Genomic DNA, 25,815 nt, shown 5'->3' on the forward strand with positions numbered 1-25,815 from the left:
TGAGTGTATTGGTATTGCCGTTTCTATCGAGCAAGTGTTCGAGTCAAATGGCCGACGTTCATGTGCTTTGGGAGCATCTTGCTGATGTCAGTAGGCTCGCCAGAACCATCCGACAAGTCTCACAAAAAGCCCGTTATTGCAGTGGTTGGCGCAGGTGTTGTTGGTATAGCGACAGCGCTTGCTCTTTCAGAGCGCGGATTCGCCGTTAAGATCGTCGATCAAAGAGATGATGTGGCGCAGGCAACAAGTTGCCGGAATGGTGCGCAACTAAGTTATGCATATGCCGATGCCATGGCGGCGCCGGGTTTGGTGGCAATGGCCACAAGAATACTAACTGGGCAAGAAACTGGGCTGAAATTTAGACTGAAGCCGAGCCTTCATAACTATAGTTGGCTAGCGTCGTTTGTACGCGAAGGGTCGAAAGAGCGTTTTCTAGCGAACACAAAACGCAGCTTGCAGATTGCTTTGCGCAGCAAAAAGCAAATGGATAGCTGGCAAAATCGCTATGGGTTTGCTTTCGAACATCAAACCAACGGGAAACTTCAGATTCTTCCAAACCAACAAGCTGTCGACGATATTGCTGAACTTGTTGAGTTAAAACAATCGATGGGAATCAACCAATCTGTGCTGACGCCGCAACAAGCAATAGCGGTTGAGCCGGCGCTGGCGCGTTTTTGTGGGGATATGGCTGGCGCGCTCTATTCACCAGATGAAGAGGTGGGTGATCCATACCTTTTTGCGAAAGCGGCGTTAGCGCAGATCTTATCAGCAGATTCAGCAAATGAGTTCCTTTCGGGCCAGCGGATAAAGAAGCTTGAGTTGAGTGACGGCGAACTAGTCGGTCTTGGTACAGACAATGGCGTGATCAAGGCTGACGGCTTTGTTTTTGCCTTAGGCCACCGGGCGCCCAAGTTTGCACGTGACTTGGGTGTGGCAATTCCTGTTGTTCCAGTTGCGGGATACAGTTTGACATTTCCATTGGGGGCCAGTGCGCCCAAACACAGCATTACAGACATTAAAGCAAAAGCCGTGATTTGTCCGCTTGGCGGCAAATTAAGAATTGCTGGATTCGCAGACATTGGCGAGATTGCGGAAGTGCCAGCCGAAAACCGCGTCGATCAACTCCGGTCGGTTTTAACATCAAGGTTTCCGGGCGCTGCAATTGTTAGTGGCGATGGCAACCCGTGGATCGGGCATCGTCCAGTGACGCCAGATTCGCAACCAATTGTCACAGGCACCAAATTTGAAAACGCATTTGTGAATTGCGGTCATGGTACCTTGGGCTGGACAATGGCTGCAGGAACCGCGGCGGACATAGCAAGTCAGATTTCATCGAAATTTAGCATGAATAGCAATGACATACACAGAATTACGACTGAAACGTTGTCGGCGATTGATACTGACCCTAGCAGTGAAGAGCAGGCAATTTCAGCGTAACACAACATGCCAAATTGGCATGAAATATAGAAACGTCTAAAGGGAGAAACGACGTGAAAAAAATGATCATGAGTGCTGCAGTTGGTGCAGCAATGGTGGCGGGCTTGGCTGGTGCATCTTTTGCACAAGAGCAACGCATCATTTCAATTGGTACTGGTGGTGTAACAGGCGTGTACTATCCAACAGGTGGCGCTATTTGTCGCTTGGTCAACAAAAACCGCGCAGAGCACAAAATTCGTTGTTCTGTAGAGTCGACAGGTGGCTCAGTTTACAACATCAACACAATTCGCCAAGGCGAGTTGGAGTTTGGCGTTGCGCAGTCTGATTGGCAGTATCATGCTTACAACGGCACTTCAAAGTTTGAAGAGCAAGGCGCATTCACTGACCTGCGTGCCGTATTCTCGGTACACCCAGAGCCATTTACAGTTGTGGCGCGTGCCGATTCTGGCATTAAGAATTTTGAAGACCTCAAAGGCAAGCGCGTGAACATTGGTAACCCAGGTTCAGGTCAGCGCGGCACAATGGAAGTGTTGATGAATGCACTTGGTTGGACAACTGCTGACTTTGCACTTGCATCAGAACTTAAAGCTGCTGAGCAGTCTCAAGCACTATGCGACAACAAGATCGATGCGATGATTTACACAGTGGGTCACCCTTCCGGCTCAATTTCTGAAGCGACAACGTCTTGTGATTCAGTACTTGTGAATGTAACCGGCGAAGCAGTTGATAAATTGATTGCTGAAAATAGCTTCTATCGTACTGCGACTATTCCTGGTGGCATGTATCGCGGTAACGATGCTGACGTAACAACATTCGGTGTGGGCGCAACTTTTGTGACTTCAGCCGCTGTTGCAGACGACATCGTTTATGAAGTTGTTAAAGCAGTGTTTGATGACATTGACGGCTTCCGCAAATTGCACCCTGCATTTGCAAACCTAGATCCAAAACAAATGGCCAAAGATGGTCTGTCAGCACCAATTCATGATGGTGCTGCGAAGTACTACTCAGAAAACGGCATGTAAGCCTGATCTGTTGGGGCGGCGCCATTTGGTGCCGCCTCTTCCCAATTGGGGGAGAATTTGGGTGTTTTGGAGGGGCAGATGAGCGACACAAACAACAAGAATGCGCCATTGAGCGATGAAGAATTGGAAGAATTGGTTGCGGCAAGCGATAGCGGCGCGCGTAATCCAGCAGGGCCTGTCGGCAAATTGATAGCCGGTGTGGCGCTTTTTTGGGCGGCCTTCCAGTTGTGGATAGCATCGCCACTACCTTACACAGCCATCGGCCGTATTATTCCTGTTCTAAACGATACACAAACACGTTCGTTGCACTTGGCCATCGCCATTTTCCTCGCATTTATGGCCTATCCAGCGTTCAAAAACAGTTCGCGTACGCGCATCCCAATTTATGATTGGGTTCTTGGGATTACAGGCGCGCTGTGCGCAGGTTTTGCGTTTTACGCCTATGAAACATTGGCAAATACAGGCGCACAGGGGTTGCCAGAGACATATCAACTCGTGATGGCGGGCGCAGGGATGCTAATCTTGCTCGAAGCTGCGCGGCGCGCGCTTGGGCCGGCACTTGCTGTTGTCGCCATGATATTCCTTGTTTACGTGTTTTTTGGTTCAGAAAGCTTCATACCGGATGTTATCCGATGGAAGGGCGCTAGCTTTTCAAAAGCAATGAGCCATATGTGGCTAACAACCGAAGGCGTTTTTGGTATCGCACTTGGTGTGTCGGCCAGTTTTGTTTTCCTATTTGTTCTGTTCGGCTCGCTGCTCGATAAAGCAGGGGCGGGGAACTACTTCATTCAAATTGCGTTTTCTTTGCTTGGTCACCTGCGCGGCGGACCTGCCAAGGCGGCCGTTGTCGGTTCTGCTATGACAGGGCTTATTTCTGGTTCTTCAATTGCGAACGTTGTGACCACAGGTACCTTCACCATTCCATTGATGAAACGTGTCGGCTTCACGTCCGAACAGGCTGGCTCGGTTGAGGTTGCATCGTCGGTAAATGGTCAGATTATGCCGCCTGTTATGGGTGCCGCGGCATTTTTGATGGTTGAATATATCGGCATTCCATATGTCGATGTAATTAAGCACGCATTTTTGCCGGCGGTTGTGTCCTACATTGCGCTTCTTTATATCGTCCATTTGGAAGCCTTGAAGAAAGGCATGAAGGCGCTGCCAAAACCAGTGCAACAGACCAAGACGTTCTTGGGCCAATTACTCTCAACATTTATCGGGTTCGCTGTCTTCGGTGCTTTGTGTTTCGGGATTTATTACGGCATCGGCTGGATGCGTGATCTGTTCGGCGAGAATGCTTCGATTATTCTCACGGTTTCAACGCTAGCCATTTACGTTGGCATGGTTGCAATGGCTGCTCGTGCACCAGACTTGGCAATGGACGACCCTAAATCGGAAATTGTGAAACTGCCTGTGTACGATGATATTAAAGGTACAGGGCTGCACTATATTCTACCAATCATCGTATTGGTCTGGTTTTTGATGGTTGAACGCAAGTCACCAGGGCTTTCAGCGTTTTGGGCGTCTTCTTTGTTGATCATAATTCTGCTCACGCAGAAGCCGTTGAAAGTATTTTTCCGCAAGTCGGGGGATATAGCTGCTGCGTTTAAAAGTGGCTTTGATGATTTGATCTCCGGGATGATTGCTGGTTCGCGCAATATGATCGGTATCGGCGTTGCGACTGCTGCGGCGGGCATTATCGTTGGCACCGTTACTCTTACGGGCGTTGGCCAAGTTATGGCTGAGTTGGTTGAGTTTATCTCCGGTGGAAATCTGATCTTGATGCTGATGTGCGTTGGCGTGATCAGTTTGATCCTTGGTATGGGTCTGCCCACAACTGCCAACTACATTGTTGTGTCATCACTAATGGCTGCCGTTGTGGTTGAGTTAGGCGCGCAGAGTGGTCTGATTGTTCCATTGATTGCGGTACACATGTTTGTCTTCTATTTCGGGATTATGGCGGACGTAACGCCCCCGGTTGGGCTCGCCTCTTTTGCCGCCGCCGCGGTTTCAGGCGGCGATCCGATCCGAACAGGTTTCACCGCATTCTTTTATAGCTTGCGCACTGTTGCACTCCCATTCCTATTCATCTTCAACACTGACCTATTGTTGATCAATGTTGGTTGGATTGACGGCATATTCATCTTCATTGTGGCGACAATTGCGATGTTGTTATTCGCGGCGGGGACGCAAGGATATTTCTTTGCACGGTCTCGCAAGTGGGAATCTGCACTGTTGATATTAATCGCATTCACGCTGTTCCGCCCGGGCTTCTTCCTTGACTATGTGCAACCGCCATTTGTTACCTCGGCGCCAACGCAGCTTGAGGAAGTTGTCGGGAAGGCACCAGTTGGCAGTGACATTCGAATAGTTATTAGCGGACCAGACTTTGATACGGGTCTTGTTAAAGACGTTACTGTTGTGTTGCCGGTCACAGCTGAAGGTGACGGCGCAACGCGCATGTCCAACGTTGGTTTGACTACGTTCCCAGAAGGGGATGTTGTGAAACTGGACGAGCCGTTCCCGGGAACGCCGTATTTTGAGACACTTGGTGGATTTGATTTCTATATGGATGAACCCGTTGAGATCAAATCAGTGCAGACAGCTGCGGAGCGCATGCCCAAGCAGATTTTCTACATTCCATCCTTGTTGTTGTTGGGCTTGGTCATCATGTTGCAGCGCCGTAGGCAAATGCAACCGGCCTTTTAAAGGAGAGCTTTGATGTTTAAATCAGTGTTGTTACCAATTGATCTTAACCAAGAGAGTTCTTGGGATCGAGCGTTGCCCGCTGCTGAGCAAATTGCGAGAGATTATGGCGCAAAGCTCACCATTATGAGCGTGTTGCCAACTTTCGGTTTGCCTGCTGTTTCTCAATACTTCCCAGAAGGGTTTGAGAAAAAGGCAGAGACTGCCGCAGGCGAGGTTTTGAAGAAGTTTGTGCAGGAGAAATGCACAAACCCAGATCAGATCAAAACGCATTTATCGCATGGCACGATCTACGATGAGATTTTGCAATATGCGGATAAAATTGGATGTGACGTCATCGTGATGGGGTCGCACAGACCGGCATTGCAGGACTATTTGCTCGGCCCAAATGCTGCGCGAGTAGTTCGTCATGCCAAACAATCGGTCTTTGTTGTTAGACCAAATTAGTACAACGCATTAGCGGAACAAAAAATGTGTGCAGATCATGTGTTTCCACGCCACACCCGCGTGGACCTTCCCGTCGTCGTGGCTGGCGACGGGGCATGGCTTATTGATGCCAACGGTAAGAAGTATCTGGATGGATGTGGCGGAGCGGCTGTGTCGTGCCTTGGCCATTCGGCCAAGCCTGTGTTGGATGCTGTCAAGCAACAGCAAGATACAATTTCGTATGCCCATACCTCTTTCTTTACGTCGGAACCGGCGGAAAAACTTGCCGACAAGCTCATTGAGCTGGCACCTGACAATATGGAGCGTGTTTACTTTGTCTCTGGTGGCTCCGAAGCCACGGAGAGCGCAATCAAATTGGCGCGACAATATTTTTTGGAAATTGGGCAGCCTGAGCGAAAACACATCATTGCGCGCAAGCAAAGCTACCATGGCAATACACTTGGCGCATTGTCCGCTGGCGGCAATATGTGGCGCAAAGCACAGTTTGAACCGCTCATGGTGCCATCAATGGTGCACATTGATGCGTGCCATTATTGGCGTTTCGCTGAACCAGGCGAAGGTGAGTTTGATTATGGACAGCGAGTTGCAAATCAGCTGGAGGAAATGATCCAACAGCTCGGGCCACAAAACGTTGCAGCATTCATAGCAGAACCGATTGTTGGCGCAACAATGGGCGCAGTGCCACCAGTTGAAGGATACTATGACCGTATACAGGAGATATGTAAGGAACACGGCGTTCTCTTGATCATGGACGAAGTGATGGTTGGCTGTGGGCGTACGGGTAAGTATTTTGCCTCGGAACACTACAACATCAAACCGGATATGATTTGTATCGCAAAGGGCATTGCTGCCGGGATTCAGCCTCTAGCAGCGATGCTTTGCTCGGCTGAAATTTACAGGGCGATCAAGGATGGCAGCGGGTTTTTCCAGCATGGGCACACCTATCTAGCGCATCCTTCGGCATGTGCTGCTGGACTGGCAGTACTTGAGGAGATCGAAAGCAGGAACCTACTTGAGCGGGTCACAGAATTGGGTGCCAAGCTTGAAGCTGGGCTGCAAAAGGCGTTTGGTCAGCATCCGCATGTCGGCGATATTCGCGGTAAAGGACTTTTCTGGGGGCTGGAGCTTGTTACCGATAGACAAAGCAAGTCGCCGTTCGATCCAAAGCTTGGCATCGCAGGTCGGGCGAAGAAAGCCGCGTTTGCCCGTGGATTGATGATCTATCCGATGGGGGGCACCATTGACGGTAAAAGCGGCGATCATATCCTGTTGGCGCCGCCTTTTATCTATGAGGACGAGCACATTGATATGCTGATCGAACGATTGGCATTAGCGCTTGATGATGTTTTTGCTGAACAACAGATCGCATCATGACTGGGCCTTACATTTTGGTGGCGCCAAACGGTGCGCGGCGAACTAAAGCCGACCATCCAGCGCTGCCGATCACCATTCAAGAGATTGTTGATACTGCTAAGCAGTGCTTCGCTGTTGGAGCAAACGGTATTCACGCACATGTGCGTGATCAAAATGATGCGCATATACTAGATGCGGGGCTTTACCGTGAATTGATTGACGAGTTGTCCGTTCAAGTTCCTAGAATGGATGTGCAGATTACAACAGAAGCCGTTGGCATCTATTCTCCGGTGCAACAAATGGATGTTGTGTCCAAAGTGCGGCCGAAAATGGTTTCAATCGCGCTTAGCGAACTCGATACACTTGAAGACAAGGCCGAGTTATCTCGATTTTATCATGGCCTTGCTTCGGATGGGGTTGAGGTTCAGCACATCATTTATGATCCGGCCGAAATGCATCGCTTTGAGCAAATGGTGGATCAAGCCATAATTCTGGCTGAGAAACCATCTTTTTTGTTTGTGCTTGGTCGCTATACGGTTGGCCAGCTTTCAAATCCGCAACATTTTGATCCATTTTATGATGCGTTTCAACGCTCTCCATTTTCGCAAACAGGTAAGCATATGACCTGTGCATTTGGCGCGCGCGAGACCTATTGTTTGTTGCATGCCGCCGAAAAAGGCAGCGATTGCCGGATCGGATTTGAAAATAATCTGGTGATGGATAATGGCGAGATGGCCGTCGATAATGCGCAAAGAGTCGCCGATTTGGTTTCAAAACTGAATGCTGATTCTAAAGTGAAGAGTTGATAACAGATTGAAATAAATAGACTAAATCAAATCGTACTCCCGTGACAGGTTGGTGTCAGTTTTGAGTGGTGCCATGTCTTGCGAACCGACAATCGGTTTCAAGAGACTTTTTGGGAGGACATTGATGTTCAAAAAAATCACAGCTGCAATTGCGGCGACTTCACTTGTGCTAGGTGCTGCGAGTGGAGCCATGGCTGACGGCCACAAAGTCGTTGACCAAATTAAATTCCTTATTCCTGGTGGTGCTGGCGGCGGCTGGGATGGTACTGCACGTGGTACAGGCGAGGCTCTGACAAAATCAGGTCTTGTTGGCGGCGCGACATATGAGAACATGTCTGGCGGCGGCGGCGGTAAAGCCATTGCGCACATTATTGAGACAAAAGACCAAGACACTTTGATGGTCAACTCAACGCCAATCGTGATCCGGTCTTTGCAAGGGGTGTTCCCTCAATCCTTCCGTGACCTAACCCCAATCGCCGGCACGATTGGTGACTATGGTGCAGTGGTAGTTCACAAGGATTCTTCTATTGGTTCAATGCAAGAGTTTTTGGCTGAGTATGCTAACGACCCACGCAATATTGCTATTGGTGGTGGTTCGGTTGCTGGCGGCATGGATCACTTGATCGCGGCGTTGATCATGAAAAATGCTGGCGCAAACCCGATTGATGTGAAGTACATTCCATATGATGCGGGCGGCAAAGCGATGGCTGGTTTGCTTTCAGGTGAAATTGCTGCGCTTACGACAGGTTTTGGTGAAGCGATTGAGTTAGCACGCCAAGGTGAAGTGAACATTTTGTGTGTGACTTCAAATGAACGTTTGGGCACATCGCCTGATACGCCAACCTGTGCTGAAGCCGGCTCGCCAACCACTTACTTTGTGAACTGGCGCGGTTTCTTTGGTGCACCAGGCTTGTCAGCCGAGAAGCAAGAAGCATTCGTTGCTGCGCTTGAGAAAATGTATGACACGCCTGAGTGGGCTGAAGTACGTGACCGTATGGGTTGGGTTGAGATCTACAATCCAGGTGCTGATTTCGTGAAATTCTTGGAAGGTCAAGAAGAAGAGATTGGTGGCCTAATGCGTGAACTTGGCTTCCTGTAAGCAATCAATCTAAGCTGACCGCAACTTTGCGTTGGTTGCGGTCAAGCATACGGCGAGTTTCGTCTTAGAAGCGCCCGCTGCTCGGGCGCTTCAATTGATCTGGTTGGGAGGTCATTATGTTGTTTTTCACGAACAGAAGAATTGGCGGATTGTTGTTGCTTGCATTTTGCGTCACTTACGCAGTGTTGAGCCAGCGCATTCCGTTGCTTCCGTTCCAGGCAAATGTCGCATTTCATGCGCGCACGATGCCAGAAGTGCTGGCGGTGCTTGGGATTGGCTTGAGCATAGCAATTATCGCATTACCGTCACCCCAGGAATATGTGGCACTCAAGGGCAAAAATTGGGTCACGGTATTCTCATTTTTGGTATTGATGTCGTTCTACGGCATGACCATTCGTCCGTTCGGATTTGTTTTGTCGTCCACCATCTTGTTGGGCGTCGGCTATTGGATTTTGGGTGAGCGGAAAATTTGGCTGCTGCTGGCCACTTCTGTTCCAATTGCGGCAGCTTTTTGGGCGTTGATGACGCTTGGTTTGGGCGTGTTCATTGAACCGCTGCCATGGTTCTTAAGAGGGTAACGGGCACATGCTTGAAGGTATTCTAATCGGGCTAACAACAGCCTTAACACCAATGAATTTGGCTTTCGTTGTCGCTGGATGTCTTGTGGGGACATTCATTGGCATGTTGCCGGGTCTTGGCCCAATGTCGGCGATCGCATTGATGATCCCGGTTGCAGCGGGCTTGGACCCGGCGGCAGGCATTATTCTGATGGCTGCGGTCTATTATGGCGCAATTTTTGGTGGGTCAACTTCCTCGATCCTTATCAATGCTCCTGGCGTTGCCAGTACGGTTGCAACTTCATTTGACGGCTATCCCATGGCAAAGCAGGGCAAGGCGGGTAAAGCGCTCGCTATTGCTGCCTATTCGTCATTCTCAGGTGGTGTGATCGGTGCGATTTTGTTGCTTGTGGCCGCGCCTTTCTTGGCTAGTGTTTCTTTGTCATTTCATTCAACTGACTATTTTGCGCTGATGGTGTTGGGCTTAACGGCTGTGGCGGCGTTTGCTGGTCAAGGAAATGTGCTCAAAGCAATGCTGATGACGGTTGTTGGCCTGATGCTCTCGACTGTTGGTACGGACCAGACACAAGGTATTCAACGTTTCACGCTCGGGATGATCGACTTGCTCGACGGCGTTTCATTCTTGTTGTTGGTTATGGCAACATTTGCGTTGTCTGAAGCACTGATGGCAATCCTGAAGCCAAAAGATGATGAAAGCCGCCTAAAAGAGAAAGAGGCTTCTGCAAATCTTGGCTCGATGAAAGTGAGCAAAGAGGAAGTCAAAGAAATGGTGCCTGTGATCAGCAGATCATCGGTGATGGGCTTTTTGATTGGTGTGTTGCCGGGTGCCGGTGCCACTATTGCGAGCTTCTTGGCATATGGTACAGAACAGCGTTTGGCAGGTCCTGAAAAGGGCAAGCTATTTGGCAAGGGTTCCGTGCGGGGCCTCTCGGCGCCGGAAACTGCAAACAATGCTGCAGCTACAGGTTCTTTTGTGCCGCTTTTGACATTAGGTATTCCTGGTTCAGGCACGACGGCGATCATGCTTGGTGCATTGATTGGTTATGGTATTCAACCAGGTCCACGCCTCTACATTGACCAACCAGAAGTATTCTGGGCGGTGATCGTTTCAATGTGGATTGGCAATATTATCTTGCTGGTGCTGAACCTACCATTGATCCCTTACATCGCGAAGGTTTTGGCAATCCCATCACGCTTCTTGCTGCCGCTCATTCTGTTTTTCTCGTTGATTGGTGTGTATTTCGTCAGCTTCAACACGTTTGATATTCAGTTGATGATTATCTTTGCGGTGGCGGCTGTGGTCTTGCGGTTGCTCGATTTCCCTCTTGCCCCAATGATCCTTGGGTTCATCCTTGGTGGCATGATGGAAGAAAATCTACGTCGCGCATTGCTGATCAACAATGACAGTTGGTCATTCTTGTGGGAACGTGAATTGACTCTTTCAATTCTCGTGATCGCCGCCCTGACTTTGTTTGTGCCAATGCTTATGCCGCTCTACTCAAAGTGGCGTAAGAACGCAGACCGCGCAGGCGAGGGCGGCTAGACAAATATGCTGAGACGAGTGGGAGCGCCTTAGCATTTATATCAAGATATTCCCAACCCTCCTCCTTAACGCCGGTCCTTGTTTGGATCGGCGTTTTTTTATCTAAAGAGCAGTTTGTCGCGCGTTAGCTTGCTTATGGAATCAACACCCATCAAAATCATGCCACGTTCGATTTCGGCGCGCATGAGTTCTAAGGCTCGCTCAACGCCTTGCTGGCCCGCCGCTGCTAGAGGGAATAAATAAAAGCGTCCACCGCCAACCGCTTTCGCACCCAGCGCAAGCGCTTTAAGGACGTGGGTGCCGCGTTGGATGCCGCTGTCCATAATTACATCAAGACGGTCACCAACAGCGTCAACGATAGCTTCAAGCTGGTCAAAAGAGGAACGTGACCCATCTAGCTGGCGTCCACCATGGTTCGAGATGATGATGCCAGTACAGCCAATGTCGGCTGCCCGTTTGGCGTCTTCTACGGACATTATGCCTTTAATGCAGAATTGTCCGTCCCATTCTTTGACCATCTCTGCAACATCGTCCCATGAAATAGACTGATCAAGCATTTCGGTGAAATATTTGCCAATCGACATTGCGCCACCGCTCATATCCACGTGGTCGTCTAGCTGCGGTAGGCTGAATTTTTCGTGGGTCACATAATTGAGACCCCACATTGGCTTTATCGCGAACTGGGTCATGCCGCCAAGCGTGAGCTTGAATGGAATTGAGAAGCCGGTACGAAGATCGCGTTCTCGATTGCCGCCGACTATCGCATCGACCGTCAACATCATCACGTCGATGCCCGCATCTTTGGCGCGTTGCAGCATGACCTTATTGAGCTCACGGTCTTTGTGGAAATAGAATTGGTAGGCCTGTGGTGTGTCGTATTTCTCGCGCAGCTCTTCCATGCTGACTGTGCCTAACGACGAGACGCCGAACATGGTGCCATATTTGTTTGCAGCCGCTGCGACTGCTCGCTCACCCTTATGATGGAACAAGCGTTGCAATGCCGTCGGGGAGCAATAAAGCGGCATGTCGAGTTTTTGCCCCATAACTGTCACTGACATATCAACGTCGGTTATGCCGCTCAAAACATCCGGAACCAGATCACAAGTGTCGAAACTTGAAGTATTGCGTCGGTAGGTGATCTCGTCATCAGCCGCGCCGTCGATATAGTTGAAGATTGGGGAAGGTAGACGTCGTTTTGCGAGTTTCCTAAAATCTTGGAAATTGTGACAGTCTTTCAAGCGCATGGGTCTTCCCTCCAAACCAATTTGCGCGCAAGCTAGCGCAAAACGGAAAAGGAGGTCAAGTTTATTTACCTCTACATAAGTAGGGGTGCGCGTCTATAGTAATGCTTGTCGTCGCTTCGCAATTTGTTCCCGGCGGTCCCGGTTTTGATCGACAAGGTAGGAACGTTCGACAAAATTGATGTGGTCGCGCGCAGCTTTACGGGCGAGTTCTGGGTTGCTGTCCATTATTGCTTGATAAATGGCGCGATGTTGTTGCAACAGCAATTCGCCTGAGCCGTCACCGTCTTTGGCGCGTAAAACGGCGCGATTGTAGAACAGGTTTTGGCGGGTGAGTGCATATATTGACGACATTGAGTGAACCAGCAAGGTGTTGTGGCTGGCATCAACGATGGCGACATGGAACCGAATATCGGCATCTTCTGATGCAGTGAAATCGCCAATCTGATGTGCAGATTCCAGCTCATTCATAATGCCGGTTAGAATTTCCTTGTCGATTTTGGTTGCTCGCTCGGCAGCAAGCGCGGAAGCAAATTGCTCCTGTTCACGACGAAATTCCAAATAATCCAAAAAAGCGCCAGAGTGGCGAGAGTAGAGCTCGATTAGTGCCGGAGACATGGCCGAGCCAATGAGTGGGGCGACAAATGTGCCTTCACCATGACGCGAAATGATCAGGCCGTAATCTTCAAGTCTTTTAAGGGCTTCGCGCACTTTAGGGCGAGACACAGCCATGCGTTCGGAGATGTCGCGCTCTGAGGGAAGCTTGTGGCCATCGCGTAAAACACCATTGAGGATCAACCCCTCGATTTGTTCGACAATCGCGTCCACGACCGAGGCGTGATCGACGGGTTCAAAGATGCCAGTTTGAATGCTCACAACGTCTTGCCTTCGTGCGCGGTAAAATAAATGATCCACTGACAATGGCGATTTTGGACCAAGAGTTCAAGTCCCATTTTTGTCGTCGTACTTCGTGTGTTGTGCCATAAGCGTCTGAAAATTAGCTGTAAAATGGGGATTTCTTGTGTGATTTGCGTTGTAATGAATGTGTTTGCACGTTGTGCAATTCGCGTTTACTATTCGTTAGTCTAATAGTTTCTGCGCTTGACAATTGCATTAAGGTCAAGTTTATTTACCAATATTCCGGCAATGGTTTTGCCGCAATTTGAATTTTCGCTCGTCATGAGCACTAAGGAGGAACCAATGAAAAAACTAATCGCAGGTGCAGCAATAGCTGCAGCGCTCGCCACCACAACTGGTGCGATGGCAGCGGACAAGGTGTTGCTGAAAACGCCGATCGCGTTCTCAACAAGCCTTCCAGGTCTAGGCTCGCCGATTCCACGCGTGGCTGAGCAGTTGGATTTGATGTCTGGCGGCACTTTGAAGATGAAAGTGTACGAGCCAGGTAAATTGGTTCCAGCATTTGAAATTTTGGATGCCGTTTCTTCTGGAAAGATCAACTCTGGTTATACAACCGCTGGTTATTGGGCGGGCAAGATCCCGGCCGCACCATTGTTCTCTGCTGTGCCATTTGGTCCAGAAGCTGGCGAATATATGGCTTGGTTGTATTACGGCAACGGCCGCGCGTTGTACCAAGAAATGTATGAGCAAGCCGGTTATGATATTCACGTCATCCCTTGTGCGATTATTGCGCCAGAAACTTCAGGTTGGTTCGCAAAAGAAATCAACTCACCTGAAGATCTTCAAGGTTTGAAAATGCGCTTCTTCGGCCTTGGCGGTGAAGTGATGCAAAAACTCGGTGTTGCAACATCACTGCTGCCAGGCGGCGAAATCTTCCCGGCACTTGAAAAAGGCGCAATTGACGCGACCGAATTCTCAATGCCTGCGATTGATGCGCGTTTGGGCTTCCACAAACTCGTGAAGTACAACTACTTCCCTGGTTGGCACCAGCAAGCGACAGTGTTTGAGCTGTTGATCAATGGTACACAGTGGGAGCAAATGAACGATCAGCACAAGGCGATTGTTGAGAATGCCTGTAAAGCGTCAATGGCTGACAGCTTTGCTGAAGGTGAAGCAATCCAGCATGCTGCGATGATCGACAATGTGGAAAACAATGGCGTTCACATCAAAACTTGGTCACCAGAGATGCTCGAGACTTTCCGTACAACTTGGGAAGAAGTTGCAGTAGAAAAAGCTGACGGTGATGAGTTCTTCGCTAAAGTGTTGAGCGACATGAAAGAATTCCGTCAGGGCTACCAGTTGTGGAAAGAAAACGCGTTCTTGCCACGTAAGTAATAGAGCTTGAGCATCGCATGAATAGTTGCGATGCTGAAAATAAGCGGTGCGCGCATGGTATTTGCGCGCATCGACATTTGTTGAGGGAAGAGGCACATGTCGCAATCACACACCGATCAAATTGATCCGGTCGCCGCGTACGAAGAAATCACAGAGCATCCAGAACATGATAACCAGCCAGTAGCTGTCTGGCTTGATAAGTTTGTCAAAGCGGTTGGGTCCGTTGTTATGTGGGCAAACTTGCTGCTTGTTGCTGCAATCGTGACGCAAGTGTTATTCCGCTATTTGCTGAACCAAAGTTTTCCAAAGCTAGATGAGATCCAGTGGCATTTCTACGGCCTTGTGACCATGATCGGTATTTCGTATGCCATGGTGACAGACAGCCATGTGCGGGTCGATCTCTTGTATATGCAGCTCAATAGACGCACACAGCGTATAATTGAAGTTGTTGGGATATTGGCTCTGCTTGTTCCGTTCATCTATCTGATGATTGATCAGGGCTATGACTATTTCTATGAAAGCTTCCGCGTAAATGAACGATCTGATAGCCCTATTGGTTTGCCAGCACGTTGGGCCTTTAAAGCCATTATCCCGATCAGTTTTATACTGCTAGCGATCGCAGCATTGGCGCGCCTCATTCACGATGGACACGCTTTGCTTGTTAATAACAAAGAGGACCTAAAAGGGTCTGGACTAAGGTTGATCTTTATCTCCTTAGCGATTTTTGCGGTCATCACTCTTGGTTTGACGTTCTTGGTTGAGACCACAGAAGAGAAGCTCGTCATCGCAATGTTTTTGAGCTTCATTGCGCTGCTGTTTACGGGTTTTCCTGTGGCGTGGACCCTTGCTGGTATTGGGGTTGCGTATTGTGGCCTAGCGTACTTGTTCGATATGGGCATGATGAATTGGACAGGTCTTGAAGAGACACTGACTGGGCTGGATTATCTAACGCTGGGTGCGGTGGTAAACCGTATCTATGCGACTATGTCCAATGCGGTACTTGTCGCGTTGCCAATGTTCATTTTCATGGGGCTGATGCTTGATGAGAGTGGCGTTGCGGAACGGCTTATGTCGTCTATGCAAAAGCTTTTTGGCAAGACGCGCGGCGGCCTTGCAATTACGGTTACGGTTATTGGCATCATTCTCGCTGCATCGACAGGCATCATTGGTGCGTCGGTTGTGTTGTTGGGTGTTCTGTCTTTGCCTTCCATGATGCAACAGAAATATTCTCCACGTTTGGCATCAGGTGTGGTCGCCGCTTCTGGCACTTTGGGTATTCTTATTCCACCTTCAATCATGTTGGTGATCATGGCAGATCAAATGGCTCTATCCGTTGGTGACCTGTTTATGGCCGCGGTTTTCCCTGGAATTATCTTGGGTGGCTTGTACCTTTTGTATCTTTTTATCGTTTCTTACTTGAACCCAAAGATTGCACCTGTGCCAGAGGGCGCTGTTGCACCAGACTGGGCTGCAGTCAAAGACGTTTTGATTGCCGTGCTGCCAACATTTGGTCTGATATTGGCTGTGCTTGGTTCAATCTTTGCTGGCATAGCCACACCAACAGAAGCCTCTGGTGTTGGAGCGCTTGGCGCAACATTGCTGGCGTTGGGCTATCGTAAGCTGACACTTAAAAAGCTAGTGAATGTTCTCAAATCAACGTTCAACACAACCGCCTATATCTTTGCCATCTTCTTGGGCGCGACTGTCTTTTCATATGTGTTGCGTGAACTTGGTGGCGATGCGCTGATTGAAGATATGATTGGAGCAACTGGGTTTGGACCACATGGAACAATCCTGATGATCTTGTTCATTGTGTTCTTGCTGGGCTTCGTTCTTGATTGGATCGAGATCACATTAATTATTTTGCCCCTAATGCGCCCAATCGTTGCTGGTCTTGGTTTGGATATTCCGGGTTTTGATGTAGTTGATGAACCAACTTTGATCTGGTTCGTAATTCTTGTGGCGGTGACTTTACAAACCTCATTCTTAACACCGCCCGTTGGGTTTGCACTGTTCTACTTAAAAGGCGTTTGTCCGCCTGGCATTAAGTTGATGGATATTTACCGTGGCGTTGTGCCGTTTGTGTTGCTGCAGTTGTTGGGTCTTATGTTGGTGTTCTTCTGGCCCGCGCTTGCAACCTGGTTACCGGCTGTCGCCTACTAAGGACTGAGCAAATGAATGATGAGACATTGATCGCGCAATTGCGCGCGACCGTTGGCGCGCGCCATGTGATCACCGATCAACGTAAAACCGAACCGTTTCGCAAAGGATTTCGTTCTGGTGAAGGTGAAGCGCTTTGTGTCATTCGTCCGGGTAGTCTCGTTGAGATGTGGCGGGCACTTAAACTGATCGTTGCGGCCGATAAAATCGTGATTATGCAAGCCGCAAATACTGGGCTTACCGAAGGTTCAACGCCAAACGGCAATTATGATCGCGACGTTGTTCTGATCAATACGAAACGCATTGACCAGATTCATCTGATTGAGGATGGGCGACAAGTCGTAAGTCTTGCAGGTGCAACGCTATTTCAACTGGAAAAACTGCTTGCACCGATTGGGCGCCAGCCCCATTCAGTTATCGGTTCGTCTTGCATTGGCGCTTCAATCATTGGTGGGGTGTGCAATAATTCAGGCGGCTCGTTGGTTGAACGTGGACCGTCCTATACTGAACTTGCACTATTTGCTCAAATAGATGCGGATGGGCGATTGCGGTTGGTCAATCATCTCGATGTTGAGTTGGGTGACGAGCCGGAAGAAATGCTGTCTCGGTTGGACAAGGGGTTGTTGCCCGACGTCGCGGTGCGCAAGACCAATAGGTTAGCTTCAGATACAGAGTATGCAGAGCGTGTTCGGGATGTAAATGCGTCTAGCCCGGCACGTTATAATGCCGACAAACGCAGGTTATACGAAGCTGCGGGATGTGCAGGCAAGCTTGCCGTATTTGCTGTGCGGCAAGATACCTATCCCAAAGCAGGCGCAGAGAAGGTTTTTTATATCGGCAGTAACGATGCAGCCGACTTGACCGAAATTCGTCGCAAGATATTGAATGACTTTGAGACGCTACCAGTAAGTGCTGAGTATCTGCATCGTGAAATATTCGATATTTCTGAAGCATATGGCAAGGACACCGTTCTAGCGATCAAACAATTGGGTACCGATCGTTTGCCACATGTTTTTGCGTTAAAAGGCTTTTTCGATAGTTGGTTCAATAAAATATCACTCACGCGTCATTTGACGGATCGGGTGATGTACGGACTTGGCAAAGTACTTCCGCGCTTGTTGCCAAAACGGATGATGGGTTTCCGGGATAAATATGAGCATCATCTCATTTTGAAAATGAGAGATGGAGGAATTGACGAAGCACGGACTTTGCTCAAACAACTGTTTGAAGGTAGAGACGCCGACTTTTTCGAATGCACCGAAGCTGAAGGCAAAACGGCAGAGCTACATAGATTTGCAGCAGCTGGTGCCGCAGTGCGTTATCAAGCCGTTCACGCAAGCAGAGTTGCTGATATTCTGGCGCTAGACATTGCCTTGCCACGCAACTGTGTCGATTGGGTTGAAGAATTGCCACCGCACATTAATGAAAAAATTGAACACAAACTCTATTATGGTCACTTTATGTGTCACGTGTTTCACCAGGATTACATTGTGAAAAAGGGCGTTGACGTCAAAGCTCTGAAAGCTGAGATGCTCGAATTGCTCAATGCACGTGGCGCTGAATATCCAGCAGAACACAATGTTGGGCATATGTATGAAGCCAAGCCGGATTTGGCCGCGTTCTATAAAGAACAGGACCCCACTAACTCAATGAATCCGGGCATCGGTAAGATGTCGAAAAAGCGGAACTATGCGTGATGGACTACCGCTCAGAGAACGCTTGATCAACAGAGCGGAACACCGGCTTGAGCAAATAACGCGCTAGGGACTTTTCCCCCGTCATGACATCGGCGGTTACTTCCATACCGGCGTTGACCGGATAGCGGATCCCTTTGCTTTCAAGCGAATTCTGCGCCAATTCAATTTGAACTTTGAAGAAATGTTGGCCATTTTCGTCGAATGTGGTTGGCGAAATGGACTTAACCTTGCCTTCTAGATGCCCAAAAACAAATGGGTCATATGTGGAAACCGCAATTTTAGCGTCCGCACCGACTTCGATATGCCCAATATCCTTAGGACGCACTTTCACATCTGCAATAAGGTTGCGGTCGTCCGGCACAATGCTTGCAATGATTTCACCTGAGCGTGCCACAGCGCCAGCATTGTTGTGCGCGAGTTGATGAACGACACCGTCGATGGGTGAGGTCACCTCGAGATTATCGACCAACTCTTGATATTTAAGCATATCAGCTTCCATGCTTTTCAAATCTGAAAGGCCGGTTGTGTGTTGCTTTGCCAATTGAGATTGGATTGATGCTGTTTGCTCGTCCAACTGCAATTGCGCCTCTGCGACTGTTTCTGCTGCAGATGCAATTCGTGCTTTCAGGGTGAGCAAGCGTGCTTTGGCGTCCTCAAGATCAGACTCGGCCGCCAGCAGGTCTTTGCGCGGTGCGAAGCCCTTTTTTGCTAGGGTCTCCATGCCTTCGAAACGTTCTTGGGCTATGGCGAGGCGTTTTTCGACGCTTTTGAGCTCCGCAATTGCTGCTTGATGTTCAAGTTCACGACGTGCCAATTGTGATGCGAGTTTTGCTTGTTCTTGCATCAGACGTGATCGTTCAAACATGAACGCATCCATCTGTGTTCTTGCAATAGCTGGGAACTTCTCACCCATTTCGCCAAAATTGGGTGTTGAAAGGCCGCGGCGCTGCGCATCGATTGATGCAAGCGACATACTAAGTGCTGCTAAGCGAATCTCTAGTTGATCGCGGTCGCTTCGTGTTGCTGTTGGGCTAAGGCGGAGCAACACTTGTCCAGCAGACACCTTGTCGCCGACTTTGACGAATATTTCTTCGATCGTACCGCCGCTCAGGTGTTGAACGTATTTGACCTTATCGACGGGTTGGATTTGACCCTTGGCATGGGTAACCTCAGCAATTGAAGTGATTGAGGCCCATACGACGAAGGCAGCCAAGAAAGCAAAGCAACCTGCAACCACAAACGAATAGAGTTGTGGGGGGTGCTCTTTCTCCAAAGCCAAAGGAAGCGTGAGCGTTTTGGCATCAAGTTCTGTAGGGGATTGGTCGAGCCAACTCACGGGTACACGTCCTGAACTAAACTTATAACTAACAAATTGTAGCAAATTACCCTTAACGGTCTGTTTCACAGTCGTGAAGGATAGGTGAAACTTGGGTTAGGCGATCTTCTTGTTGAACTCGTCGAGCTGAGGCATCACACGCTCTGGTGGACCGTTGAGAATTGCTCGACCTTCATGCAAAACGATGACACGATCTGCCATCTTCATGTGACTTGGGCGTTGCGTGGTGAACATCACGGTCGATTTTCCGCGCAAATCTTCAAGGTGCGCCATAAACTTCTTGTCTGTTTCAAAGTCGATGAAGTTTGCTGGTTCATCGAGGAAGTAATATGCGGCTTTTTTCGCAAACGTGATGACGAGCAAAAGACGTTGCTTCAGGCTGTCTGACATTTTGCTCACAGTTTCAGTGCGCAATCTTGTCTCCAAGCCTTCGTCGAGGTCTGGATGATCAAGTGGGATATTGAATTGAGCCATCATGCGTTCGATTTCGGCGTTTTCAATGGCAGGGTCATTCATCTTTACGTTTTGCTCTATGGAGCCATAGAAGAAACGCGGCCGATCTTGTTGAAAACTGATTTCAAATCGCAACTCACCCAAGTCGATTTGTCGGATATCCAAATGGTCAAATGTGATTGAACCAGATTGAGCTTTATACAGCCCAGCTAGCAGCTTCAAGAATGTGGACTTGCCACTGCCACTCGGTCCGGTGATGGCAACGATTTCACCAGGTGCAATGTCGATATTTAGTCCGCGAATTGCCGCATCGGTTGCCTGTTGATATCGGAACGAGAGGTCTTTGGTTTTGATGTGACCGTCGAAGGAACGCGAGATATTCGGGATAACGCCTGGGGTACGCTCGGTCTGCATCCGCATCAAATTGTTGATCAATCGAACGGCTTCAATTAGTCGACCGACGCGGCTTAAGCTCATAAAAGCGTTTTGCAGCGGCGACAAAATGCGCCAAACGATGGCCATGATGGCGATTAAGCCACCAATATTCAGATTTCCTTCGATCACGGCAATAGTGCCGCACCCGAGCATGATAACGCCGGCGTACATGGACAGAGATTGCGAGATAATTTGCACTTTTTGGGAGAAGTGTTGTGCCTTGAAATCTAGGGCGCCAAAGCTTGCAGAAGCTTTTTCGAACCTTGCTTGCCAAATCTTTTCGCCGCCAACATTTCGGATGTCGCGCTGATTGAGGAACAACTCCATCATGATGTTTTGTTTTTTGGTTTTCGCGTCACCGCTTTGCATTGTTTGGCGTTTGGCGATTGGAATAGTGATTGCGGCCAAAATGCCATAAAGAACCACGAGCGCGATTGGTATAGCTGCCAACCAGCCACCTATTAGTGCAATTGCGGTGATAAAAATGAGCACAAATGGTAGATCTAGAATTGCGGTGCCGAGCGAACCAATAAACAGTTCTCTTAGTTTTTCGAATTGGCGCAGTCGGGCCAGTTGAGCGCCGATTGGCGCGCTTTGTACGAAATGAAAGGGCATGTACAAAAGGCGTTCAAACACCTCAACCGACAATGCACTGTCAAAACGAGCGCCAATATAGGCCAAGATCTTAGACCTGAGATTTCGCAAGGCAAATTCGGCCACCACGACAATGCTGATGCCGGCAAACAGCATAACTAAGCTATCTGTTGACTTAGATGGGATGACATACCCAAAAACCGCCATGATGAAGATTGGCACGGCGAGTGCAGCCATGTTGATGCCGAAGTTGACAAGAAACAGGCTTAGAAAAAGGTTTTTGAACGAAGCGGTTGCTTGCGTGACCCAGCCAAATGAATTGATTTGCCGGATGTGCATTTCAATGTCGACTGGACTAATTAAATAGAGCGTTTGCGCCCGCCCGCTGCAGGCGTATGTCTCTTCTTTTCCCGTCGCCCCATTATAGAGCACGGCCGTGTTTTGAGCGTGATCGATTGACAGTACAACAGAAACAGTGCCGTGCCGCCCGTGATGAATACAGGGCAGCTTTTCATCTGACAGCTCAGAAAGTGGGATAACATGCTTTTCAGCAGCAAGGCTTAGTCGGGTTAGCACCGCGCGCATGCTGGGCAAGTCCGATACTTGCTCGAAGTGGGGGAGGGCTTGCACCAAATGCGTGTCTTTTCCTGCCCAGCCCATGACGGCCAACAGAACTTGTAAGCATCTTCCTGCAGAACTGTCGTAGTTGATGCCGGGCCAGCGCTCGGTAATGCCCAATCGCTGTTCGGTTTCTGAGAAGAGATTGTCCTCAGCGCCCTCATCTTCAAAGAGTTGAACTTCGGATGATATTTGAACAGTCGGGGTTGTTAGACTGCGAGCGATGGCTTCTAGGTCGGCAATGTTGCCGTGGCCCGCGGCAATTCTTGAGCGAGCGTCCTGCGCGTGGTTTGGACCGTGGTTTGCTTTGTCCGCTTCTTGTTGTTCGATATGATCACTCATCTATCCGGCGACCTTTGCGTTGGTGGCAGGCGCATGAGGTTGTCTTCTGTTTGGAAATTCGAACGGCGTGAGTTGCCCATCCTTTAGCTGTAGACACTGATCTGCGATCGACAAGAATGAAGGTCTGTTTGACAATATCACCATTGTTGTTGCCCCTTTGAGGGCCGTTAAGCCGCGCTGCAACAGTCTTTCGGCGCGCTGGTCTAGCACTGCGTTTGCTTCTTCCATGATCAAAAGCTTGGGACGACGGGCAAGCGCACGTGCGATGCAAATTCGTTGCTGAAAACTTGGGGGCAGCATTTCGTTGCCACCGGATCCAACTACCGTATCGTAACCCAATGGAAGATGCTGGATGTCTGCCTCTAGGCCAATTAACCTGGACGCGGCGCGTGCTGCATTCAATCCGTCTCGAACATCAAAAAGTGTCAAGTTTTCAAGAATGGTTCCGCGAAAGATTGCAGAGTGCTGAGGAACATATGCGATGGATGCGTTTAACTCGGCGCGGACGAGCTCGCTATCTGGGATGCCACAAATGCTCACTACGCCAGCTTGGGGTTGTTCGATTGCACGGATGAAAGAAAGCAGTTTACGATCGTCAGCGGCGTTGCCGCCCTTAAGGCCGAAGATTTGTCCGTGCGGAACGTGCAGATTTAGCGGTTCGGTGCGTTTGTTTTCGTCGCTTTCCAATGTGAACTGGACATCTTTTAGCGCAACTTCACCCGTTGGTAGGTCGATGTGTTCGCGTTCAACCTCTGGGGTTTCGTTCAGTGCAAATAGTTGGTCGACATTGTCCTTGACCAAATCAAAGTTGCTCAATTCGCTCCAAGTTCGTACTGAGCGCACCAATACTTCCACGGCTCTGCCGCCCAAAAGAAGGCAGCATGCAAGCGAACCAAAAGACTGGGAGCCCTGTACCACAAGATAGCCGCCGAGCGTGACGATTGTAACCATCGTGGCCGAAGCAAAAACACCGCCCATAGATTGGGTGATACCATCAATGCGCACAGATTTGTGGAAGGCGATGGCGATAGCCTCTTGCAGCCGTTCGTAGCGGCGCATCATCTGTGGTTCGCAAGACATGGTTTTTATGTTCTCAAGTCCTGAGAGCGCTTCAATAACAAAGTCGTATTTGCGCCTATCAAGGTCTTGCTGCTCTTCTTGCAGCGCTTGGATCTTCCGCGCTCGACTAAGCAAATTAACAGCAAAAACAGCAAACAGCACAATCACAGCTGCAGCCAGAGACGGGGCGATAACAAACATTGCGCCCAAGAATATGAAGATGAATGGCAAGTCGACCAAGCCCATGCGCGCCGGGCCTGCGAACATTTTGGCCGTCGCCGTTAAAGCATTCATGCGGTCGATATGTGTGCTTGCCGGATCTTTTTCGATCACGCTCAACTTGCCCGTAAATACCCGATGGACGGCTTCAGTTTCTGCCAAGTAGTCGATATGCGCTGCGGACCAGCCTGATATGTGCGAACGGATAATCTTCAGTACCGTATCAACCGCGATGACGATCAGTAGCCCCGCAATCAAGTAAGAAAGAGTTGTGTAAGCCTTGTTGGGAATGATGCGATCATAGATCTGCAAAATCACGATCGGCATGCCAAGGCTCAGAATGTTGATGATCATAGTTGCAGCAACAATGCGTTTGGGCACGCGAATGAGATGCGCAAACCAAAGCCTTTGCATGCTTTTAGGCGGGTGAAACTTTTCGTGCACCTCTGACATCCACTGCCTAAGCGATTTGCGCTCGGTGGGCCTGCCGTTGTTGTTTTGCGATGCTTTTAGCGCCGTCATTCTGTCGTTTACACTTTCACATCTGCCATGTTCGCATGGCGTGTTTGCTCCAACCTGTCTCTTATCCCTGTATTTGCCTTAAGCTTTGCTTAACCACGTTAAACAAATTGTGGTTTTTATTGGTATTTTTTGACAATTCTCCGCAAGATTCATTGTTCGGTAACTAGTTTGAGACACCGCCGATTAAGCGTGCATCTATAAGGTCGAGTGTGAAATTTGACTTTGGGAGAAGACAAAATGGCAGATGCAACAGATAAATCCGTGGAAATTGCGAACGAGCAAGACGAAGCGAGAGCACGTGACTCGGCTGATCAACGTGACAATCAGCGCGCATATTTGGATGTAAATGAGTATTCAACAGATGACAGCGTCGCGTTTCGTCAGGATATTTTGAATTCCAATCTGCATTTTGGAACCGAATATGGCAATGACGGTGCCGGTGAAGACAATGCTGGGGCGCCTCAAGCCGCTGATACATCGACCGAATTCCAGTTTGAAGGGCAAGTGGCAGCAGACATTGATGTGTCGTCGCTCACTCTTTCTGTTCCACCGGAGTTTGGAACTGTTACTCTCGGTGAAGATGGAAAATTCAGCTTTTCTCCCAGCGCTGAATTGATTGATTTGCCAGAAGGTGAAGTTGCAAATGTCCAGTTTGATATTGAGGCCGTTGGCCTTGATGGGACAAGCAAGACACAAACCGTTCAACTTGAAATCGTTGGTGGTGTCGATGGGCCGCAAATTACGGAACTAGCGGACATCGAAGTTGCTGGCGGTGTTGCGCCGAATGAGGCGAGTAATGGTTCTGTTGATGAAGCGGTTGCAGCTGTTGAGGAAACTCAGCCAGTTGTTGAAGAAACTGTATCTGAAACTGTCGAGCAGGTCGCTGAAACAGTTGAAACTGTGACTGAAACGGTGGAGCCAACAGTTGAGCAAGTTGCTGAAACGGTTACGGAAACTGTTGATGCTGCTGTAGAAACCACTCAGCCAGTTGTTGAAGAAACTGTATCTGAAACTGTCGAGCAGGTTGCTGAAACAGTTGATACTGTGACTGAAACGGTGGAGCCAACAGTTGAACAGGTTGCTGAAACGGTTACGGAAACTGTTGATGCTGCCGTTGAAACCACAAAGCCAGTTGTTGAAGAAACTGTATCTGAAACTGTCGAGCAGGTCGCTGAAACAGTCGAAACTGTGACTGAAACGGTGGAGCCAACAGTTGAGCAGGTTGCTGAAACGGTTACGGAAACTGTTGATGCTGCCGTTGAAACCACTCAGCCAGTTGTTGAGGAAACTGTATCTGAAACTGTCGAGCAGGTCGCTGAAACAGTTGAAACTGTGACTGAAGCGGTGGAGCCAACAGTTGAGCAAGTTGCTGAAACGGTTACGGAAACTGTTGATTCTGCCGTAGAAACCACTCAGCCAGTTGTTGAAGAAACTGTATCTGAGACGGCAAGTCCAACGCCTGAGCAGCAGCCTGCGGAAGCCGCTCCTGTCGATGCAGATGAGCGAGTTGTCGGAACAAGCGAAGCAGATACAATAACCACCGGTAGTGGCGCAGACCGCATTTCTGGTCGGGATGGTGACGACACGATTAATGCTGGTGATGGCAATGATCGTGTGAGCGGTGGTGCTGGTGACGACACGATCAATGCTGGCGATGGCAATGACCGTGTGAGCGGTGGTGCTGGTGACGATACAATCAACGCTGGTGACGGTAACGATGTTGTTTCTGGTGGCCGTGGCGATGACACGATCAATGCAGGCGACGGTAACGACCGCGTCAACGGTGGTGCAGGTGACGACACGATCAATGCAGGCGATGGCAATGACCGTGTAAACGGCGGCGCTGGCGATGATACAATTAACGCAGGCGACGGCAATGACCGCGTGAGCGGTGG

At 49.4% G+C, this 25,815-nt stretch carries 18 protein-coding genes; 13 read left to right on the forward strand and 5 right to left on the reverse strand.

Annotation, left to right across the window (positions count from 1 at the left end; all coding sequences use genetic code 11):
- The first annotated feature begins 84 nt into the window (after positions 1 to 84).
- The 9 genes from QQL65_RS01930 to QQL65_RS01970 all read left to right on the forward strand — a co-directional run bounded on the left by QQL65_RS01930 (position 85) and on the right by QQL65_RS01970 (position 10,991).
- A complete protein-coding gene (locus QQL65_RS01930) occupies positions 85 to 1,437 on the forward strand; it encodes an FAD-dependent oxidoreductase (protein ID WP_284361540.1) in 1,353 nt (450 codons plus the stop codon).
- Between the two features lie 62 nt (positions 1,438 to 1,499).
- A complete protein-coding gene (locus QQL65_RS01935) occupies positions 1,500 to 2,459 on the forward strand; it encodes a TAXI family TRAP transporter solute-binding subunit (protein WP_284362059.1) in 960 nt (319 codons plus the stop codon).
- 78 nt (positions 2,460 to 2,537) lie between these two features.
- Positions 2,538 to 5,168 carry a TRAP transporter permease gene (locus tag QQL65_RS01940; RefSeq protein WP_284361542.1) on the forward strand — a complete coding sequence of 877 codons (2,631 nt, stop codon included), beginning with the start codon at positions 2,538 to 2,540 and terminating at the stop codon, positions 5,166 to 5,168.
- 12 nt (positions 5,169 to 5,180) lie between these two features.
- Complete coding sequence (locus QQL65_RS01945; RefSeq protein WP_284361543.1) at positions 5,181 to 5,612, forward strand: universal stress protein; 432 nt, start codon at positions 5,181 to 5,183, stop codon at positions 5,610 to 5,612.
- A gap of 24 nt (positions 5,613 to 5,636) precedes the next feature.
- Positions 5,637 to 6,986, forward strand: a complete 1,350-nt coding sequence (locus QQL65_RS01950) for an aspartate aminotransferase family protein (RefSeq protein ID WP_284361545.1) — start codon at positions 5,637 to 5,639, stop codon at positions 6,984 to 6,986.
- The gene (locus tag QQL65_RS01955) at positions 6,983 to 7,771 is read left to right on the forward strand and encodes a beta-keto acid cleavage family enzyme (RefSeq protein WP_284361548.1); all 789 of its coding nucleotides are present in this window, start codon (positions 6,983 to 6,985) and stop codon (positions 7,769 to 7,771) included. Before QQL65_RS01950 ends, QQL65_RS01955 begins: the two co-directional genes overlap by 4 nt.
- 124 nt (positions 7,772 to 7,895) lie before the next feature.
- Positions 7,896 to 8,870: a tripartite tricarboxylate transporter substrate binding protein gene (locus QQL65_RS01960; protein ID WP_284361549.1), complete on the forward strand. Its 975-nt coding sequence runs from the start codon at positions 7,896 to 7,898 to the stop codon at positions 8,868 to 8,870.
- 116 nt (positions 8,871 to 8,986) lie between these two features.
- Entirely contained in the window at positions 8,987 to 9,448 is a 462-nt protein-coding gene (locus QQL65_RS01965; protein WP_284361551.1) for a tripartite tricarboxylate transporter TctB family protein, read from the forward strand.
- A 7-nt stretch (positions 9,449 to 9,455) separates the two neighbouring features.
- On the forward strand, positions 9,456 to 10,991 hold the full coding sequence (locus tag QQL65_RS01970) for a tripartite tricarboxylate transporter permease (RefSeq protein WP_284361553.1): 1,536 nt from the start codon (positions 9,456 to 9,458) through the stop codon (positions 10,989 to 10,991).
- A 98-nt stretch (positions 10,992 to 11,089) separates the two neighbouring features.
- On the opposite strand, the gene QQL65_RS01975 is transcribed toward QQL65_RS01970, so the two are convergent.
- Positions 11,090 to 12,235, reverse strand: coding sequence for an alpha-hydroxy acid oxidase (locus QQL65_RS01975; protein WP_284361555.1), 1,146 nt, complete (start codon positions 12,233 to 12,235; stop codon positions 11,090 to 11,092).
- Positions 12,236 to 12,328: 93 nt separating this feature from the next.
- On the reverse strand, positions 12,329 to 13,108 hold the full coding sequence (locus tag QQL65_RS01980; protein WP_284361557.1) for a FadR/GntR family transcriptional regulator: 780 nt from the start codon (positions 13,106 to 13,108) through the stop codon (positions 12,329 to 12,331).
- A 324-nt stretch (positions 13,109 to 13,432) separates the two neighbouring features.
- Between QQL65_RS01980 and QQL65_RS01985 the strand changes: the two genes are divergently transcribed.
- The 3 genes from QQL65_RS01985 (at position 13,433) to dld (ending at position 18,342) form a co-directional block, all read left to right on the forward strand.
- Positions 13,433 to 14,485, forward strand: coding sequence for a TRAP transporter substrate-binding protein (locus QQL65_RS01985; protein WP_284361560.1), 1,053 nt, complete (start codon positions 13,433 to 13,435; stop codon positions 14,483 to 14,485).
- Between the two features lie 96 nt (positions 14,486 to 14,581).
- On the forward strand, positions 14,582 to 16,648 hold the full coding sequence (locus tag QQL65_RS01990) for a TRAP transporter large permease subunit (RefSeq protein ID WP_284361562.1): 2,067 nt from the start codon (positions 14,582 to 14,584) through the stop codon (positions 16,646 to 16,648).
- Positions 16,649 to 16,659: 11 nt separating this feature from the next.
- Positions 16,660 to 18,342, forward strand: a complete 1,683-nt coding sequence (gene dld / locus QQL65_RS01995; protein ID WP_284361564.1) for a D-lactate dehydrogenase — start codon at positions 16,660 to 16,662, stop codon at positions 18,340 to 18,342.
- 4 nt (positions 18,343 to 18,346) lie between these two features.
- On the opposite strand, the gene QQL65_RS02000 is transcribed toward dld, so the two are convergent.
- From QQL65_RS02000 to QQL65_RS02010, 3 genes are all read right to left on the reverse strand, one after another.
- Positions 18,347 to 19,678 (reverse strand): HlyD family type I secretion periplasmic adaptor subunit, encoded by a 1,332-nt coding sequence (locus tag QQL65_RS02000; RefSeq protein WP_284361566.1) that lies wholly within the window; start codon positions 19,676 to 19,678, stop codon positions 18,347 to 18,349.
- Between the two features lie 96 nt (positions 19,679 to 19,774).
- Positions 19,775 to 22,120 carry a peptidase domain-containing ABC transporter gene (locus tag QQL65_RS02005; RefSeq protein ID WP_284361568.1) on the reverse strand — a complete coding sequence of 782 codons (2,346 nt, stop codon included), beginning with the start codon at positions 22,118 to 22,120 and terminating at the stop codon, positions 19,775 to 19,777.
- Positions 22,121 to 23,842 carry an ABC transporter transmembrane domain-containing protein gene (locus QQL65_RS02010; protein WP_284361570.1) on the reverse strand — a complete coding sequence of 574 codons (1,722 nt, stop codon included), beginning with the start codon at positions 23,840 to 23,842 and terminating at the stop codon, positions 22,121 to 22,123. It abuts the gene before it with no gap.
- 315 nt (positions 23,843 to 24,157) lie between these two features.
- Between QQL65_RS02010 and QQL65_RS02015 the strand changes: the two genes are divergently transcribed.
- Positions 24,158 to 25,815: calcium-binding protein (locus QQL65_RS02015; protein WP_489146130.1), on the forward strand; the 1,658-nt coding region annotated here is incomplete at its 3' end.

Origin of the sequence: Maritalea porphyrae (assembly GCF_030159895.1) — a bacterium.
Classification (GTDB): domain Bacteria; phylum Pseudomonadota; class Alphaproteobacteria; order Rhizobiales; family Devosiaceae; genus Maritalea; species Maritalea porphyrae.

Coding starts and splice junctions, on each gene's coding strand:
- QQL65_RS01975 (WP_284361555.1), bottom strand. CDS start 12,235: ATGCGCTTGAAAGACTGTCACAATTTCCAAGATTTTAGGAAACTCGCA.
- QQL65_RS01960 (WP_284361549.1), top strand. CDS start 7,896: ATGTTCAAAAAAATCACAGCTGCAATTGCGGCGACTTCACTTGTGCTA.
- QQL65_RS02005 (WP_284361568.1), bottom strand. CDS start 22,120: ATGAGTGATCATATCGAACAACAAGAAGCGGACAAAGCAAACCACGGT.
- QQL65_RS01965 (WP_284361551.1), top strand. CDS start 8,987: ATGTTGTTTTTCACGAACAGAAGAATTGGCGGATTGTTGTTGCTTGCA.
- QQL65_RS01970 (WP_284361553.1), top strand. CDS start 9,456: ATGCTTGAAGGTATTCTAATCGGGCTAACAACAGCCTTAACACCAATG.
- QQL65_RS01930 (WP_284361540.1), top strand. CDS start 85: ATGTCAGTAGGCTCGCCAGAACCATCCGACAAGTCTCACAAAAAGCCC.
- QQL65_RS01940 (WP_284361542.1), top strand. CDS start 2,538: ATGAGCGACACAAACAACAAGAATGCGCCATTGAGCGATGAAGAATTG.
- QQL65_RS01945 (WP_284361543.1), top strand. CDS start 5,181: ATGTTTAAATCAGTGTTGTTACCAATTGATCTTAACCAAGAGAGTTCT.
- QQL65_RS01935 (WP_284362059.1), top strand. CDS start 1,500: ATGATCATGAGTGCTGCAGTTGGTGCAGCAATGGTGGCGGGCTTGGCT.
- QQL65_RS01955 (WP_284361548.1), top strand. CDS start 6,983: ATGACTGGGCCTTACATTTTGGTGGCGCCAAACGGTGCGCGGCGAACT.
- QQL65_RS01990 (WP_284361562.1), top strand. CDS start 14,582: ATGTCGCAATCACACACCGATCAAATTGATCCGGTCGCCGCGTACGAA.
- dld (WP_284361564.1), top strand. CDS start 16,660: ATGAATGATGAGACATTGATCGCGCAATTGCGCGCGACCGTTGGCGCG.
- QQL65_RS01985 (WP_284361560.1), top strand. CDS start 13,433: ATGAAAAAACTAATCGCAGGTGCAGCAATAGCTGCAGCGCTCGCCACC.
- QQL65_RS01950 (WP_284361545.1), top strand. CDS start 5,637: ATGTGTGCAGATCATGTGTTTCCACGCCACACCCGCGTGGACCTTCCC.